16 protein-coding genes and 2 tRNA genes are annotated in these 15,438 nt (G+C 53.1%); 4 read left to right on the top strand and 14 right to left on the bottom strand.

Going from position 1 to position 15,438, the window contains the following annotated elements:
- Positions 1 to 9: 9 nt before the first annotated feature.
- The 4 genes from hflX to thrS all read right to left on the bottom strand — a co-directional run bounded on the left by hflX (position 10) and on the right by thrS (position 3,829).
- Positions 10 to 1,206, bottom strand: coding sequence for a GTPase HflX (gene hflX / locus ABV300_RS06190; protein WP_353714024.1), 1,197 nt, complete (start codon positions 1,204 to 1,206; stop codon positions 10 to 12).
- A gap of 51 nt (positions 1,207 to 1,257) precedes the next feature.
- Positions 1,258 to 1,333, bottom strand: a tRNA-Ile gene (locus ABV300_RS06185).
- Between the two features lie 7 nt (positions 1,334 to 1,340).
- A complete protein-coding gene (locus tag ABV300_RS06180; protein WP_353714023.1) occupies positions 1,341 to 2,015 on the bottom strand; it encodes a zinc ribbon domain-containing protein in 675 nt (224 codons plus the stop codon).
- A 65-nt stretch (positions 2,016 to 2,080) separates the two neighbouring features.
- A complete protein-coding gene (thrS, locus tag ABV300_RS06175) occupies positions 2,081 to 3,829 on the bottom strand; it encodes a threonine--tRNA ligase (protein WP_353714022.1) in 1,749 nt (582 codons plus the stop codon).
- Positions 3,830 to 4,018: 189 nt separating this feature from the next.
- On the opposite strand from thrS, the gene ABV300_RS06170 reads away from it, so the two are divergent.
- Together ABV300_RS06170 and ABV300_RS06165 are read left to right on the top strand one after the other, a co-directional pair.
- Positions 4,019 to 4,348 carry a hypothetical protein gene (locus ABV300_RS06170; protein WP_353714021.1) on the top strand — a complete coding sequence of 110 codons (330 nt, stop codon included), beginning with the start codon at positions 4,019 to 4,021 and terminating at the stop codon, positions 4,346 to 4,348.
- 100 nt (positions 4,349 to 4,448) lie between these two features.
- A tRNA-Ser gene (locus ABV300_RS06165) sits at positions 4,449 to 4,538 on the top strand.
- Positions 4,539 to 4,615: 77 nt separating this feature from the next.
- Here ABV300_RS06165 and ABV300_RS06160 read toward each other — a convergent pair.
- The 4 genes from ABV300_RS06160 to nfi all read right to left on the bottom strand — a co-directional run bounded on the left by ABV300_RS06160 (position 4,616) and on the right by nfi (position 9,270).
- Positions 4,616 to 6,244, bottom strand: coding sequence for a peptide ABC transporter substrate-binding protein (locus ABV300_RS06160; protein WP_353714020.1), 1,629 nt, complete (start codon positions 6,242 to 6,244; stop codon positions 4,616 to 4,618).
- Positions 6,244 to 7,407: a peptidase MA family metallohydrolase gene (locus tag ABV300_RS06155; protein ID WP_353714019.1), complete on the bottom strand. Its 1,164-nt coding sequence runs from the start codon at positions 7,405 to 7,407 to the stop codon at positions 6,244 to 6,246. The genes ABV300_RS06160 and ABV300_RS06155 overlap by 1 nt, the downstream gene beginning before the upstream one ends.
- A 58-nt stretch (positions 7,408 to 7,465) precedes the next feature.
- A protein-coding gene (prfB, locus tag ABV300_RS06150; protein ID WP_353714018.1) for a peptide chain release factor 2 occupies positions 7,466 to 8,564 on the bottom strand; the annotation gives its coding sequence in 2 pieces (ribosomal slippage) (positions 7,466 to 8,497 and positions 8,499 to 8,564; 1,098 coding nt in all).
- Between the two features lie 25 nt (positions 8,565 to 8,589).
- Positions 8,590 to 9,270 (bottom strand): deoxyribonuclease V, encoded by a 681-nt coding sequence (gene nfi, locus ABV300_RS06145; RefSeq protein WP_353714017.1) that lies wholly within the window; start codon positions 9,268 to 9,270, stop codon positions 8,590 to 8,592.
- A gap of 266 nt (positions 9,271 to 9,536) precedes the next feature.
- On the opposite strand from nfi, the gene rpsP reads away from it, so the two are divergent.
- Together rpsP and ABV300_RS06135 are read left to right on the top strand one after the other, a co-directional pair.
- Positions 9,537 to 9,776 carry a 30S ribosomal protein S16 gene (rpsP, locus tag ABV300_RS06140; protein ID WP_353714016.1) on the top strand — a complete coding sequence of 80 codons (240 nt, stop codon included), beginning with the start codon at positions 9,537 to 9,539 and terminating at the stop codon, positions 9,774 to 9,776.
- 26 nt (positions 9,777 to 9,802) lie between these two features.
- Positions 9,803 to 10,030 carry a KH domain-containing protein gene (locus ABV300_RS06135; protein WP_353714015.1) on the top strand — a complete coding sequence of 76 codons (228 nt, stop codon included), beginning with the start codon at positions 9,803 to 9,805 and terminating at the stop codon, positions 10,028 to 10,030.
- A 161-nt stretch (positions 10,031 to 10,191) separates the two neighbouring features.
- Here the strand turns inward: ABV300_RS06135 and ABV300_RS06130 are convergent, their stop codons facing one another.
- The 6 genes from ABV300_RS06130 to ABV300_RS06105 all read right to left on the bottom strand — a co-directional run bounded on the left by ABV300_RS06130 (position 10,192) and on the right by ABV300_RS06105 (position 15,435).
- Entirely contained in the window at positions 10,192 to 10,482 is a 291-nt protein-coding gene (locus tag ABV300_RS06130) for an NINE protein (RefSeq protein ID WP_353714014.1), read from the bottom strand.
- Positions 10,483 to 10,569: 87 nt separating this feature from the next.
- Positions 10,570 to 11,013: a F0F1 ATP synthase subunit epsilon gene (locus tag ABV300_RS06125; RefSeq protein WP_353714013.1), complete on the bottom strand. Its 444-nt coding sequence runs from the start codon at positions 11,011 to 11,013 to the stop codon at positions 10,570 to 10,572.
- A 46-nt stretch (positions 11,014 to 11,059) separates the two neighbouring features.
- Positions 11,060 to 12,451, bottom strand: a complete 1,392-nt coding sequence (atpD, locus tag ABV300_RS06120) for a F0F1 ATP synthase subunit beta (protein WP_353714012.1) — start codon at positions 12,449 to 12,451, stop codon at positions 11,060 to 11,062.
- Between the two features lie 16 nt (positions 12,452 to 12,467).
- On the bottom strand, positions 12,468 to 13,325 hold the full coding sequence (atpG, locus tag ABV300_RS06115) for an ATP synthase F1 subunit gamma (RefSeq protein WP_353714011.1): 858 nt from the start codon (positions 13,323 to 13,325) through the stop codon (positions 12,468 to 12,470).
- Between the two features lie 17 nt (positions 13,326 to 13,342).
- Positions 13,343 to 14,854 (bottom strand): F0F1 ATP synthase subunit alpha, encoded by a 1,512-nt coding sequence (gene atpA, locus ABV300_RS06110; protein ID WP_353714010.1) that lies wholly within the window; start codon positions 14,852 to 14,854, stop codon positions 13,343 to 13,345.
- Between the two features lie 35 nt (positions 14,855 to 14,889).
- Positions 14,890 to 15,435, bottom strand: a complete 546-nt coding sequence (locus ABV300_RS06105) for a F0F1 ATP synthase subunit delta (RefSeq protein ID WP_353714009.1) — start codon at positions 15,433 to 15,435, stop codon at positions 14,890 to 14,892.
- Between the last annotated feature and the right edge of the window lie 3 nt (positions 15,436 to 15,438).

Raw genomic sequence — 15,438 nt, 5'->3', positions numbered from 1 at the left:
CCTTCTCGACTAAGATTCACTTCGTTCTTCTGATAGATAAGGTTCTGGCAGGTATCTGCCTATTGTTTCTAGCAGATTATTTAGACCCCATCTGCAAGTTGCCGAGGTTAGCACAGTATTTGAAGGCTGAAATTGCAGCAAATCGTCAAACATGGTAAGAATTTCAGGTTCATTCTTCTTTTCCCTCAACTCAGGCAGAAGATCTATCTTGTTAAATACAGTGATCCGGGGTTTCTCCCCTAATCCCAAATCACCAATAATTTGTTCTACCGTTTTACACTGTTCAAAGGCGTTGCGTGAATTGATATCTATAACATGTATTAGAAGAGCTGAATCAGTGATTTCCTCAAGTGTTGCCCGGAATGCCTTTACGATTGTCGGTGGCAATTTCTTAATGAATCCGACAGTATCGGTTAATAGAAATTGACGATTGCCAGGTAAAACTATCCGCCTGGTGGTGGGATCTAGAGTTGCGAAAAGTTTATTCTCGGCCAGGACTTTAGACTTGGTCAGTGCGTTCATAAGACTACTTTTCCCGCTATTGGTATATCCTACCATGGCAATAACAGGAATCCCTCGGGTGCGCCTTTTATCTCGATAAAGATTACGCTGTCGGCTCACCCGATCGATATTTTGTTTCAGCCTATTTATCCTTTGTTGCAGAAGTTGTTTGTCAGTTTCGAGTTGTGACTCGCCGGGTCCCCTGGTACCTATGCCGCCACCAAGCCTTTCGAGGTGACTCCATTGTCCTGCCAGGCGCGGCAGCAGATATTGGTGTTGTGCTAATTCCACCTGAAGTTTGCCTTCCATTGTTTTGGCGTGCCTGGCAAATATATCCAATATCAAAGCAACACGATCTATCACTTTCACCTCAAGGAAATCCTCGAGAGTTCTCTGTTGAACCGGTGTAAGTTCGTCATCGAAAATAGCAACTGAATATTTCAATGTACTTTGCAACGCTAAAAGCTCTTCTAACTTTCCTTTACCCAAATAAGTCGATTTATTCGGCTGAGTCAGTTTTTGAATGAGGCGGCCAACTGATACTCCACCAGCTGTCGTTAATAACTGCTCAAGTTCGTTGAGTGAGTCCTGGACCGTCCATCCTGAATGGATCGCTTGTGACCGTGAATCTATGGCTACAAGTATCGCTTTTTCGGGTTTTTCAACCGTCTCAAACAGTGTTTTAACGATGAGCCTCCTCCACAAAATAAAAAAGGGGAAGAAAATCCTCTTCCCCTTTCTGTGAATGGTTTGATTTGGTGGGCTCGGCAGGTTTCGAACCTGCGACCAAGCGGTTATGAGCCGCCCGCTCTAACCACTGAGCTACGAGCCCGGCAGCTTTAGAGATATTGCTCGTCTTCAGGTATCTCGTTTTCCGATTCTTCCTCTGTAATGGTCTTTTTCCGGTCAAATTTACTTTCTTTTTTCTGTCCGGTTGGTTTGATGACCGGCGGGTAATCAAAAGCAGGCTTATCCTCTTCCCAGGTTTCAGTGGCAGGATTCCACTTCATTTTTTCCTTGTATGCTTGTTCGGCAGCATCAATGTTTTGAAGTTCTTTCAAAGCTTCATACCGCGTCTTTTCCAGCGGATCCACTTTGGAAGATTTGAGCGCCCAGGCGGCATAATCTTTCTCGGCGGTTTCCTTCATCCGCTTCTCGTCTTTTTCTTTTTCCTGTTTAACCAGCTCTTCTTTGGCCCATTCCACCCAAGCTTCAGGGCCCTTGCCGCAAGCCTGCTCGCGCTCTTTTCGCCAGCGGGCTAGAGGATCCGGATCCTTAATTTTGTCATCTTCAGCCCGCCTCTGTGATAACCACATCTTTTCCTTGGCTTTATCCTGGGTCAGCAGATAACTGTCCGCCGGAGTAGCCATCACCTGAGAGAAATTTGATGACAGAATCCGATCACATTCAACATTACAGGTTGGACATGGGGTTATCGCGTCACATTCGCTGAACGGACGTCGCAGTTCAAAGGTCTTCCGGCACTGCGGACAGATGTATTCATAAATCGGCATTAACCAAACCCCCGAGACGTTTATTTTACGTTAAATTGTATCACTTACCAAAGCTCCCGAGCAAGTTAGACGACGACATTTGGCAGTCGGTCACGAATGGCTGAGTTGATTGATTTCTTAAACTCTTCGATGCTGACCCCGAATTTTTGCTCCCCTGTACGCAGACGAACGGCGACGGTACAGTTGTCAATCTCCTTATCGCCGATGATAAGCATACAGGGGATTTTCTCAAGTTGAGCCTGCCTTATTTTTTGGTTAATGGTCTCTGACCTTTGATCGAGATACACACGGATGCCCTGTAATTTAAGGTTTTCCGTTAAATTACGCGCATATTCAATGTGTCTGTCGGCGATCGGCAGCACCGCAGCCTGCACCGGGTGCAGCCAGACAGGGAAAGCTCCGGCGTAGTGTTCTATGAGTAGCCCGAAGAATCGTTCCCATGAACCTAATAACGCCCGATGAACCATATATGGTCGATGCTCCTGCCCATCCGCGCCTGTATAAACCATCTCAAAACGCTCCGGCAGATTAAAGTCAAACTGTATGGTAGTCATCTGCCATTCGCGCCCTAAAGCATCTTTTACCTTGAGATCGATTTTAGGACCATAAAACGCGCCGCCGCCCTCATCAATTTTGTAGTCTAATCCCTGAGCGTCCAACACCCGTTTCAGCGCATCCGACGCTTTTTGCCACTGCTCTTCTGTGCCGATGGCTTTTTCCGGCCGGGTTGCCAGGTAAAGCTGATGTTCTTTGAATCCAAAAGTGCTCCACATTTTGAAAGAGAAATTTACAACTTCGGATATTTCGCTTTCAATCTGTTCCGGCGTACATATAATATGAGCGTCATCTTGAGTGAAGCCACGAACCCGTAGCAGACCGGTCAAGACACCGCTGCGCTCGTACCGGTAGACTGTCCCTAGTTCAGCCCAGCGTAGCGGAAGATCGCGGTAAGAGCGAGCCTGAGATTTATAGTACAGGATGTGGAATGGGCAATTCATCGGTTTCACATAATAATCCTGCCCATCGATATCCATTGGGGAGTACATAATGTCTTTATAATTGGCTAGGTGACCTGAGATCTCCCAAAGCGTGCTCCGCCCGACATGCGGGCTATAAAGGATTTCATAGCCGTTGTCGTAATGTTCGCGGCGCCAGAATTCTTCGATTGTGGTTCTGATACGGCCTGCTTTTGGCCCATAAATGACAAGACCGCCTCCGATTTCATCCGGCGTCGCGAAAAGGTTCAATTGTTTATTAATCCTACGGTGATCACGTGCTTCGAGTTCAGCTAGCCGCCTTAAATATTCATCCAGTTCGGACTTAGTTAGGAAAGCCGCGCCGTAGATGCGCTGTAGCATCGGTCGTTTTTCATTTCCTCTCCAGTAGGCGCCGGCAATGGACAATAACTTGAAAGCTTTCACCCTGGCGGTATGGGAGACGTGCGGACCTTTACATAGATCAACAAAGTCACCGTTTCGGTAAAGTATCGCATCTTCATCGGCAGGTAATTCCGACAACAATTCCAATTTATACGGCTGATCGGCAAAGGTTCTTTCGGCCTCCCTTCGCCCTACTGCTTCCCGGATGAAGGGAATGTTTTGTTTGACGATTTCATTCATTTTTGCTTCTATCAGAGGGAGGTCATCCTGAGACAGCGCTCGAGAAAGCTCAAAATCATAATAAAAACCATTTTCAATTGCTGGTCCTATCCCCAACCTGGCTCCCGGGAATAGTTGCCTTACTGCATGAGCTAGGACATGGGCCGCGGAGTGACGCATTATGTCAAGTGTTTCGCTTTGCTTATCGTTTACCATTTGCTTTACCTCTGAAATCGATCCGTTATTATCACAGTGTGTTTGAAGGCAATTCCGGCCATTATAGCCCCACCGTCGTAAGGACGCAACGATATCTTACCGTTCACACTTTCTTGACATGGCACTAGCCTCAATCTACAATTCAAACAGACAATCCATTTGTTGAGAATACCCGAATCGGAGGCGGTTATGAAGTTTTTGGTATCCGGTCATCAAACTCTGGCCGCCGCGGAGCATCGGTCACAATTAAACTATCTTGAATCGAGCAAAGAGTGGGTTCAGCGCCTTCGTGACGAGAAAAGGCTTTACGGGGCCTATAGTTTCCCAGATGGCGGAGGTATATTCATCATCGATGCCACCTCTCATGAAGAACTAACGAGTATAATGCTTGGCTTTCCGTTGATCCACCTGAGTAAATTTTCTGTACAGCCTTTGGCCGATTTTGAAAAGACCAGTGACATTATCATTGAAGCTATCGGCGGCATTACCGACATGAGACAGCATATATTCTGTCCCTGAGCAGATTCGACTCATAATTCTAAAACTAGACGGGTTTGTAACCTTCCCAGACCTTCATGCGTTTTCCCTGTATTCATGCTAAAATGCTACCCGTTTTCAGGGAGGGTTGTCCGAGCGGCCTATGGTGACGGTCTTGAAAACCGTTGCTCTCGCAAGAGAGCCGTGGGTTCGAATCCCACACCCTCCGCCATCATTTTTCTCGTTTGCACCGGGTTGCTAGAAAGGTCTAGAGGCGAGAACGGTCGAAATTCTCTAAACAAAGGTTTTTCAATGAACACTCAGACTCGTCGGCGACGCGGTGTCCGATCTTTCAACACTGACATTCTGGAGGATCGGTACGCCCAACGGATTTAGCTCGTACCCTATAACATAAGGCTTTATTAAAACATAGTTTCGGCCGAATAAGATCGGCCACACAGCCGCGTCATGCACGATCAGGTCTTCAGCTTGACGGTATAATACTTGACTCAAGGCTGTATCGGATAAACCCGCAGCTTGATTAAGAAGACTGTCAACCTCTTCGTTTGAGAACTCTCCCCAATTGTTATCTGCTCCGGTCTGAAAGAGTACCTCCAGAAAATTCTGTTGATGAGGATAGTCTGCAATCCAACCCTGGTAGTAGATTTGATCCTTCTCCTGCTTTAAGTTGTACAGGAACCTTTCAGGTTCCAACTGCCGAATCTTGACGTCAATTCCCAAGTTCGTTTTCCACTGGTAGATTATCGCTTCAAGCTCTGGTGTGATCGTTCCTCCATATCCCAGAGTTGTTAGAACAATCTGAGGCATATTTTCGACCCTACCATAACTAGATTGCGATATAAGAGCCTTTGCAAGTCGCAGGTCGAATCCCAGTCCACTCAGGGTAGGATTGTATCCTGGTATCCCCGGCGGGACCACGCCTTGGGCTGCCTGTGGAATATCGTTGAATACAAGCCTGACGATTGTCTCGCGGTCTAGCGCCAAGCAAAACGCCTGCCTGATGAGCGGGTCATCAAACGGGGGAGAGCTGCAGTTAAAACCTAAAAAATAAAAACTGAGTTCGGAGACAACCTGCGCTTCACCGGCAAAAGGTCCATTTACGTCGAGAACTCGGTCGATATACGCTCGATCGACGACGGCGACATCTACCTGCCCAGTCTCGTAAAGGTCCATCGGGCGGCCGGCAAGAAAACGGAAAACGACACTCTCAAGTTTCGGTGCGCCGCCATAATAGTCCGAGTTACGGTCTAAGCGGATGAATGAATTGGAACTCCATTCCGCTAATTTAAACGGGCCGGTACCTATAGGGTTGCGCCACCACTGAGCCTCCCCGACGCTGTTTCGGTCGACGAGGTAAGCTGTGGCATAGGTCAATTTTGCCAAGAAATATGACCTTGGTTTGTCTATCCCAATTGACAGCGTGTAATCATCGATAATTTTCAGACCTTCCAGACTCCCAGAGGCGCCTGACAACATTTGGGCTGCCCCCACGATATCGCCGAGGTATGTTCTAGCGGTAGTGGAGCCTGTGGAAGGAGCGAGAGCCCTTTCAAACGAATATTTTATATCAGCCGAAGTGGCTGAGCGACCATCGTGAAACTTGACATCTTTTCGAAGCTTAAAAGTGTACACTGTGCCGTCAGGGCTGATAGTCCAGCTTTCAGCGATGTCTGGCATCACACCGGTGTCGGTAATTTTAACCAGACCGCTGAAGATTTGGGTGACAAAAGTTAGGGCTCCCGCGTCGCCAGCCAGTGCAGGGTCAAGGGTAAACGGTTCGGCGGTAGTTAGTGTCAGACGCCCGCCTGAACTCGTGGAAGAAGGAACCGTTGCCCCAGGTGTGCACGAAGAGGTAATCAGCAGGCTAAACGCGGCTAAAAGAATTAAAGAAGAAGTCCCGATTCGAAAACCAGTCATTATTTTTTCCTGTCGGTAGAGGATGCGGGATAGAACAACCAAACTCCAATGATCGATGTGGCACTGGCGACAACAACCATGAGAATCACCAGCCATGGTGTCCAAATTATACCTGAGTCTACCCTCTCCGGAACTGAGTTTACAATGAAGGTTTGCCAGTTCGTATTCAGGCCTTCGGTGTCAAATCCGTAGACTGCTAGAAGTGCTTCATCTGTCGTCGCGCCGGAGGCGAAAGTGTTAAGCAATTGAAGCATTTTGTCCTGACCGTATTGGTCGATAAGGTATTTGACTATGTGATAGCTCTGGGCATACGACAAATAAGAGAGATTGGCGAAAGCTGAAAACGGACTCGCTAACGAGGCAACGGAAAACAGGTTTTGTTGATCCAATGCGGCATTCATAAAGGCAACGTAAACCGCATCCATTGGCCCTTCGGCATACATCGACAGCCCTTCGTTCAACCAGGTTGGTATTCCTCCGTAAGGATTATCGGTCATTTGGCTGGTCACCAGGTGCGCTAGTTCGTGGACGATAGCCCGTTTCCCCCACGAAACATTTGCCGTTTCAATCCCGATACAAATCGTATTAAAATCAGTAAAAGCTACGCCGCCCGTCCATTCCTGTGGGAACACCATTGAACCTTGTAAGGCCTGGGCGTTTTCATAGATATAGATCGACACTGGCCGTACCAAAGCAGCGCCCGTATCTTGGTGGAGCTTGATGAGGGCTTCCTGTGCGGTATCCATCAGCGTTTTCGCGAATGAATCCGGACCTGAATACCAATTCAGGGTGACCAGACCCTGAGATATGGCTTTCCATGAGTAACGATTATCATCGAAACTTATAGTTGTTACTTGGCTTTGCGTGACAGATCCGTTTGCATCGGTGATCGTCCACCAGTAATCTATAAGGGTGCCAGGCGGTAAACCGCCAGCTCGTCGGAGATCTATGGTGTATCCGATGTCAACATTTTTACCTGGAGTGAAGCGTACTAAAGCCTCGCTCACTACAATAGCATAGCTCTGGCGGTGAACTCGATAATGCAGCCGAGCGCCTGTAATCTCATGATCGCTTGACGCAGAAAGATTAAAACTGATGTTCGTAGGAAACTGGCCGAAGCTTGCTGATTTGGTGACCTGAATGGAATCGGCCTCGATGCACACAGGTTGACACAGCCATATCCATAACAGTACTGAGACTAGCAACGCCGACCAGGATCGTTTAACCATCGTTGAGCATCTCTTTCAAGTAAGCGTCGATAAAACCGTCGATGTCACCTTCTTCCAACACCGCTGCGGTATTGCCGGTCTCGTAACCGGTGCGGTGATCCTTGACCATTTTATACGGGTGCAGCACGTAGCTCCTTATCTGACTGCCCCACTCTGCTGAGATACGCTCGCCCTTGAGCCTGGCCCTCTCGGCTTCCTGCTCGGCGATCTTAAGCTTAAGCAGCCGCGCTTTAAGCAACCCCATGGCTATCTCCCGGTTTTGGTGCTGTGAACGTTCTGTCTGGGCAGTCACCACCGTCCCGGTTGGAATATGGGTTAGACGCACCGCCGAAGATACTTTCTGCACGTTCTGTCCGCCGGCGCCACTGGAACGGTATGCTTCCAGTTTGATGTCCTCCGGGTCGATTTCAATATCAGCGTCAGTTTCAGCTTCGGGCATGACCTCAACCAAGGCAAATGAGGTATGCCGGGCATGATCGGAATCGAAAGGCGACAACCGAATCAGTCTATGGACGCCATGCTCGCTCTTGAGATTGCCATAGGCGAAGCGGCCCCGGAAGATGACTGTGACGCTTTTTATACCGGCTTCATCACCAGCCGATGTCTCCAACACCTCAGTAACGTAATCACGTCTTTCAGCCCAGCGCAGGTACATGCTGAGCAGCATCTCAGCCCAGTCTTGGCTTTCCACTCCACCGGCCCCAGCGTGGATGGACAAAATGGCATTGCGCTCGTCATACTCTCCACCGTAGGCTAGTTCAAACTCCAGTTTGTCCAGCTCGCCAGCCAGAGCATCCATTTCCTCCGCAACTTCGCAGGACAATGCCGGGTCTTCCTCAGCCAGCGATTCAAGTTCGGTGAGGTCAGCCAACCGCCGTTCCAGACCTCGCCACTGCTCGACCGCTTTTTTTAGTTCGGTCAGGCGCCGCATAATCCCCTGAGCTTTCGGTGAATCCTGCCAGAACTCAGCCTGGCCGGTCAGTTTCTCTAACTCCACTATCTCTGTTTCTTTAGCCGAGATGTCAAAGACGCACCATGTCATGAGAAATCCGTTGGGACAACTCGTGGAATAAGTCAGTTATTTCTACCATCGTATCTCCAATATATAACGTTCGGTTACACTGTAAGGTTAGCGTCGCGGCCGGCGGACAGGTGCGCGCATCGCAACGGTTCCGGCAGCCGGAAACGGCTGGTTAATTTAAGCACCCATGCCGCCGCGGATTCAAGGCTGATGCGGTGCCCTGCCGAAATATACAATGGCTTGCTGCCCTCACGAGTACGGATGACGCGACCGATAATCTCGTTGCCGTCGTACAATTCGGCGCTGCTGCCCCGACTCCAGCCGACCTCATCGTGTTTGCCGTACAACCTTGACTTGGCGCAGCCGATGGTGGGCTTGTCGATAAATAAGCCAAGATGGGCGGCGATTCCCAACCGCCGTGGGTGAGCTATGCCGTGACCGTCGACGATAAACAGGTCGGGTTCGAGATCGAGTTTCTCCAGGGCAGGCAAAATCAATGGTAGTTCACGGAACGAAAGCAGTCCCGGAATATAAGGCATGGCCGCCGGACCTTCATGTACGGATTCCGCGATGATTTCGAGCGTGGGGTAGCTAATGACTGCGACTGCGGCCCTCCCGGTACTCCCCTGTCTGCCGATGGAAACGTCAACCCCGGCGATAAGCGAAATACGGCCTTCCGGTTGATCGGCTGTTTTGATCGCCGGCGCTAACTCAGCCTGAAGTTTAATAGAGTTGGCCGGTGTTAGGTTGAAGCGATGCAGCTTATTAATGTTCACTTTATGTAATTATACCTGTCGTGCACTACCTTGCCAAACCGCTGAACTTGTTAAAAAACAGCCGATTCTCACTTTAAATTCCTTTATGAGTCATTCGAAGAACGATACATCTTTAACTTCTGCGTCTATCCTTTGGGTCGAAACAGAATAAGGAACAAATGTGTAGTTTATGAATTGTACTTTCGATATAGTCTTTTTGTATTTGACACTGCTAACCGCATATTGGATAATAGCCCAAAAAGAGAAGCGAGTATTCCAGAATCAGCATGCTGAAAATTAAACTGTGCAGAATGGGTGCCCCGAAAAAACCGAGCTACCGGATGGTCGTCGCCGATTCCCGAAATTCCCGTGGCGGCGCGTTTCTTGAGATTATAGGCCTCTACGATCCAATGACCGAACCCGAAACTGTCAAAATCGAAGTTGAGAAAGCCAGGAACTGGATCAGTAAAGGCGCCCAGCCCACTGACACCGTCAACCGACTGCTCAGAAAAGCCGGGGTTCTATAGACTCTAACCCAGACAAGGAGCCCACCATGAAAGAGCTAGTGGAGTACATCGCCAAATCCTTGGCGGACAAACCGGAAGCGGTGGTGGTCACCGAGGAACAGGAAGAGGAAGGTCTCAAGCTAACCCTGCAGGTGGATGATGTTGATAAAGGCCGCATCATCGGCAAGCAAGGTCGCATCGCTCAGGCCATGCGTACCCTCATACGGGTGAAAGCAGCCAAAGCCGGCACCAAAGCCCGCCTGGAGATCCTCTAACATTCCCCCGGCTCTATTTATCGAAAAACGTTTCAAAAGGGGTGTGTTCTTACTCACCCCTTTGCTTTTCCGCAATATCCGGCAAACTGTTAGTCATGAGACTTCTCAAACGTGAAAAGGGAATTAAGAGGAATGAACCCATTAATCTCAACCCGGGTTCGCTACCATTTGGTTATCAACCGTCCTTTTTTGTCTTTCATCTGGCCTGATACCGCCATGATAAAATCGACCAGCGCCCAGATTATTCCGAGACCTCCCAATGTCAATAGCATCAGTAAAGCCGTACCCGCTTTGCCCAGATACCAGCGGTGCGCTCCGAATACCCCCAGGAAAAAAGCGAACAGGCTTACCGCCAGCCGAGACTTGTCCGAGACCGTAATAGCAGTTATGGCACTTTCTACCTCACCAGCATATATTGAGTGAATTAATAACCCGCCGCAGATACCCCCCAATCAACGATTCGCCGTAAGAAAAAACCTCAAAATCAGAACAGGCTCCGAATTCCGGAGCCTGTCGTATACTCTACTCGAACTAAGAATTTAGTTAGCTGGCGGCGGTCGAAGCGAACCCTTGCGTCGTTTCGACTTCTCGGCGATGGCCAAACGCGCCATAGCCCGGTGGAGCGCCGCTTCGCTCTCAGCGGCGTCGAAGCCAGGTTGATATTTTTCAGCCATACGTTGTTCGGCTTTACGCCGTGCTTCTTCCGCCCGCGCCAGATCGATCTCCTCGGCACGCTCGCAAGTATCGGCCAGAACGATGACTCGGTCAGGTCTGACCTCCATGAAACCTCCTGCTACGCACAGCAGGAATTCCTCGCTGCCTTTGCGCGCCCGGAGTTCGCCGGTTTTTAAAGCTGTCATCAACGGCGTATGGTGCGGCAGTATGCCAAGCTCACCCTCGATCCCCGGCGCGACTACAATATCGACATCGTCGGAAAAAACGCTGCGCTCAGGGGTGACTACTTCAAGTCTTATCGTTGTCAAGATCGACTCCGATGCTATCTATTCTATCGCACGCTCAATAATGGCGCTATGCCGCCATTTTAGCAGCAGCTTCGACCGCCTCGTCGATGCTGCCTACCATATAAAAGGCTTGTTCCGGCAAAGCATCATGTTTGCCTTCCAGGATTTCTTTAAAGCCGCGGATGGTCTCGGACAGCGGCACGTATTTGCCTGGCCTGCCAGTGAAGATCTCGGAAACGAAGAACGGTTGGGTCAAGAAACGCTGGATTTTACGGGCTCGGGCAACTGTGGCCTTATCTTCCTCGGAGAGCTCTTCCATGCCCAGAATGGCGATGACGTCCTGCAGGTCCTTGTAGCGTTGCAGCACCCGCTGCACCTCGCGGGCGACCCTATAGTGCTCGTCGCCGACGACGATGGGGTCCAGGATGCGGGAGTTTGAGGCCAGCGGATCGACGGCCGGGAACAGCGCCTGGGCCGCCAGTGAGCGCTCCAGGGCGATGACGGCGTCCAGGTGGCCGAAGGTGGCCACCACGCCGGGGTCGGTGTAGTCGTCGGCCGGCACGTAGATGGCCTGGAAGGAGGTGATGGAGCCGTTCTTGGTGGTGGTGATGCGCTCCTGGAGGGCGCCCATCTCGGTGGCCAGCGTCGGCTGGTAACCCACCGCCGAGGGCATGCGGCCCAGCAGGGCGGAAACTTCCACGCCGGCCAGGGTGTAGCGGTAGATGTTGTCGATGAAAAGGAGCACGTCGCGGTGCTCCATGTCGCGGAAGTACTCGGCCATGGTCAGGCCGGTCAGGGCGATCCTGAGGCGAACGGCTGGCAGCTCATTCATCTGGCCGAAAACCAGGGCCGTCTTGGCGATAACGCCGGAGTCCTTCATTTCATGCCACAGGTCGTTGCCTTCGCGGGAGCGCTCGCCGACGCCGGCGAAAACTGAAAAGCCGCCATGCTCCGAGGCGATGTTGCGGATGAGTTCCTGGATGATAACCGTCTTGCCAACGCCGGCGCCGCCGTAGGCGCCGATCTTACCGCCGCGGGCAAACGGGGTGATCAAGTCGATGACCTTGATGCCGGTCTCCAGCATCTGGGCCGTGGTCTCCTGCTCGTCGAAGGGCGGGGCGTTCCGGTGGATCGGCCAGCGCTCCGCAGCTTTAACCTCGCCCTCGTTGTCGAGGGGTTCGCCCAGTACGTTGAAGATGCGGCCCAGGGCGCCCTGGCCAACAGGTACGGACACCGGCGCGCCGGTATCGGAAACCTCGGCGCCGCGGGCCAGGCCGTCAGTGGGCATGAAGGAAAGGCACCGCACCCAGTTGTTGCCGACGTGCGCCTGGACCTCCAGGACGATGCGCTCGCCCTTGTTGTCGATTTCCAGGGCGTTGAACAGCGCCGGCAGTTCCCCCGAGGGAAACTCGATGTCGACCACCGAGCCGATAACCTGTACTACTTTGCCTTTGGACATCAAATCCTCCAGTTACTTAAGCCAGCGCCGCCACGCCGCCGACGATATCGAGGAGTTCGGCGGTGATGGACTCCTGCCGGGCCTTGTTGTATTCCAGTGTCAGTTCGCCGATAAGTTCGTTGGCGTTCTGGGTGGCGCTCCTCATGGCCACCATGCGCGCCGACTGTTCAGAGGCGATGGATTCCAGTATCAAATGGTAGATCTTCATCTCGACATAGCGCGGCAGCAGCGAGCCCAGCACCGCGGCGGCGTCCGGTTCGAAGATGTATTCGACGTTCTGCGTCGGGGGTATCTCGGCCGGCTCCACCGGCAGCAGCTTGATGATGACCGGCTTCTGCACCATGGTGGAGACAAACTGGGTATAGGCCACGTAGACCTCGTCGACGGCGCCGGACTTGAAATCGTCCATGATGATGCGGGAGATCGGCAGCGTGTCGTACAGGCCGGGCTTGTCGCCCAGGCCGGTGAACTCGGCGACGATATTCCGCTGCGTCCGCCGCATGGCGTCCAGGCCCTTTTTACCGACGACAACCATCTCGATGGGCGTGTCCTTGTGCTCTACGGCAAAGCCGAGGGCGGCGCGGTTGATGTTGCCCACCAGGCCGCCGGACAGGCCGCGGTCCGGTGTGATCTGCAGCAGGGCAATGTTCTTCACCGGCCGCCGCTCCAGCAGCGGGTCCCCGCCCTTGCCGGCAGTAAGAGCCGACAGCGCAGCGATAACCGCGGTGATCTTCTCGGAATAAGGCCGGCCGGCTAGGCCGCGGTCCTGCGCCTTGCGCATCTTGGAAGCGGCGATCATTTCCATGGCGCGCGTGATCTTGGCGATGTTTTTAACACCGCGGATGCGCAGCCGGATGGCTCTTAAATTAGCCATTTATCGTCGGATCCTTCCTAAGCCACAAAACTCTTTTTGAACTCCACCAGGGCGGCCTTCAAGGCCGTCTCCGTCTCCGGGGTGAAATTCTTGGTCTCGGCGATAGTCTTGCCGATGTTCGGGTAATTGGCCGCCAGGAACTGGTAGAGATCGGTCTCGAACTTGGCGCAGGCCGCCACCGGGACGTCGTCCAGGAAGCCGTTCAATAGGGCGTAGAAGATGATGACCTGGTTCTCAACCGCCACCGGTCGGTACTGAAGCTGCTTCAGCACCTCGGTGATGCGCTGGCCGCGGTCGATCTGGGCGCGGGTGGCCTTGTCCAGTTCCGACGTGCCGAACTGGGCGAAGGCGGCGAGAGCCTGGTACTGGGACATTTCCAGCTTGAGGCGGCCGGCTACCTTCTTCATGGCCTTGGTCTGGGCCGCCGAGCCTACGCGTGAAACGGAGATACCCACGTTCAGGGCCGGCCGGATGCCGGCGTTGAACAGGTCGGGCTCCAGGTAGATCTGGCCGTCGGTGATGGAAATGACGTTGGTTGGGATGTAGGCCGAAACGTCCTGCGCCTGGGTCTCGATGATCGGCAGCGCCGTCAGCGAGCCGCCGCCGTTTTCTTTATTGAGCTTGGCGGCGCGCTCCAGCAGCCGGGAGTGCAGGTAAAATACGTCGCCGGGATAAGCCTCGCGGCCCGGCGGGCGGCGCAGCAGCAGCGAAAGCTGGCGGTAAGCCCAGGCGTGCTTGGTCAGGTCGTCGTAGACGATGAGGGCCTCTTTGCCGTTGTCCATGAACTCCTCGCCCATGGCGCAGCCGGAGAACGGCGCCAGGTACTGGAAGGCAGCCGGGTCGGAGGCCGAAGCCGCCACCACGATGGTATGGGCCATGGCGCCGTACTTTTCCAGTGTGCCCACGATCTGGGCGATCTTGGAGGTTTTCTGACCGATAGCCACGTAGATGCAGATAAGGTCGCCGCCCTTCTGGTTGATAATGGTGTCCAGGGCCACGGCGGTCTTGCCGGTTGAGCGGTCGCCGATGATGAGTTCGCGCTGGCCGCGGCCGACCGGGATCATGGAGTCGATGGCCTTGATGCCGGTCTGCACCGGGGTGTCGACGCCTTTGCGGGTGACTACGTTGGGCGCCACGCGCTCCACGGCGCGCTTGGCCGTCGTCTTGATCGGGCCCTTGCCGTCGACTGGTTGGCCCAGCGGGTTGACCACGCGGCCGATCATCTCCGGCCCTACCGGCACCTCGATGATGCGGTTGGTGCGCCGGACTTCGTCGCCCTCTTTGATCAGGGTATCTTCGCCGAGCAGGATGGCGGCTACGGAGTCCTCTTCCAGGTTCATAGCGATGCCCATGACGCCGTTGGGGAACTCCAGCAGTTCGTTGTACTCGGCGGTAGCCAGGCCGTGGATGCGGGCGATGCCGTCGCCGACCTCGATGACGGTGCCGACATCGGTGACCGCCACCTCGGCGCCGAAGCTCTCGATCTGTTCTTTAATGACTGCGACGATGTCCAGTCCTTGTTGAGCCATGACTTATGTCTCCTTCCGGGAGCCCGGCCGCGGTGTTACAACCTGGCCTGGTTAATTTCTCGTTTGAGGTTCTGCAGGCGGCGCGATACGCTGCCGTCGATGACCTTGTCGCCCACCCGGGCGACGACGCCGCCTAAAAGCGACTGGTCGAGCCTGGCGGTTATTTCGATGTGCTTGCCGAACATCTTGCCCAGCTTCTCGCGGATCTCGGCTGTCTCGGCGTCGGACAGCGGCACCGCCGCCGTCACTGTAGCGTGGGCCACGCCCCGCAGGTCGTCCAGCCGGCGGTTGTAGTCGGCGTAGATGTACGGCATCATGCCCAGGCCGCTGCGTTCGGCCAGCAGGTAGAGCAGGTTGACCGCCATCGGGTTGACGCCCTTAAGCTTGGGTTCCAGCACCTGGCGCTTCTTGGCAATGGATATCCTCGGGTTTTCGAGGAAAGACAATACATCCTTGTCCTGCACCATGCGCACCAGCGTTTCCAGGTTGTCGCGCCAGGTGTTGAAGTTCTGGTGCTCCGCGGCTATCTCAAAGACCGCCTGGCCGTACCGCAGGGCCAGGGCGTAGGCGCTCTTTGCCAACTC

This window comes from Dehalogenimonas sp. 4OHTPN (assembly GCF_040448695.1).
GTDB lineage: Bacteria > Chloroflexota > Dehalococcoidia > Dehalococcoidales > Dehalococcoidaceae > Dehalogenimonas.
Note: the sequence above shows the minus strand (reverse complement) of the source record. Positions and strands in the feature narration are given on the sequence as shown.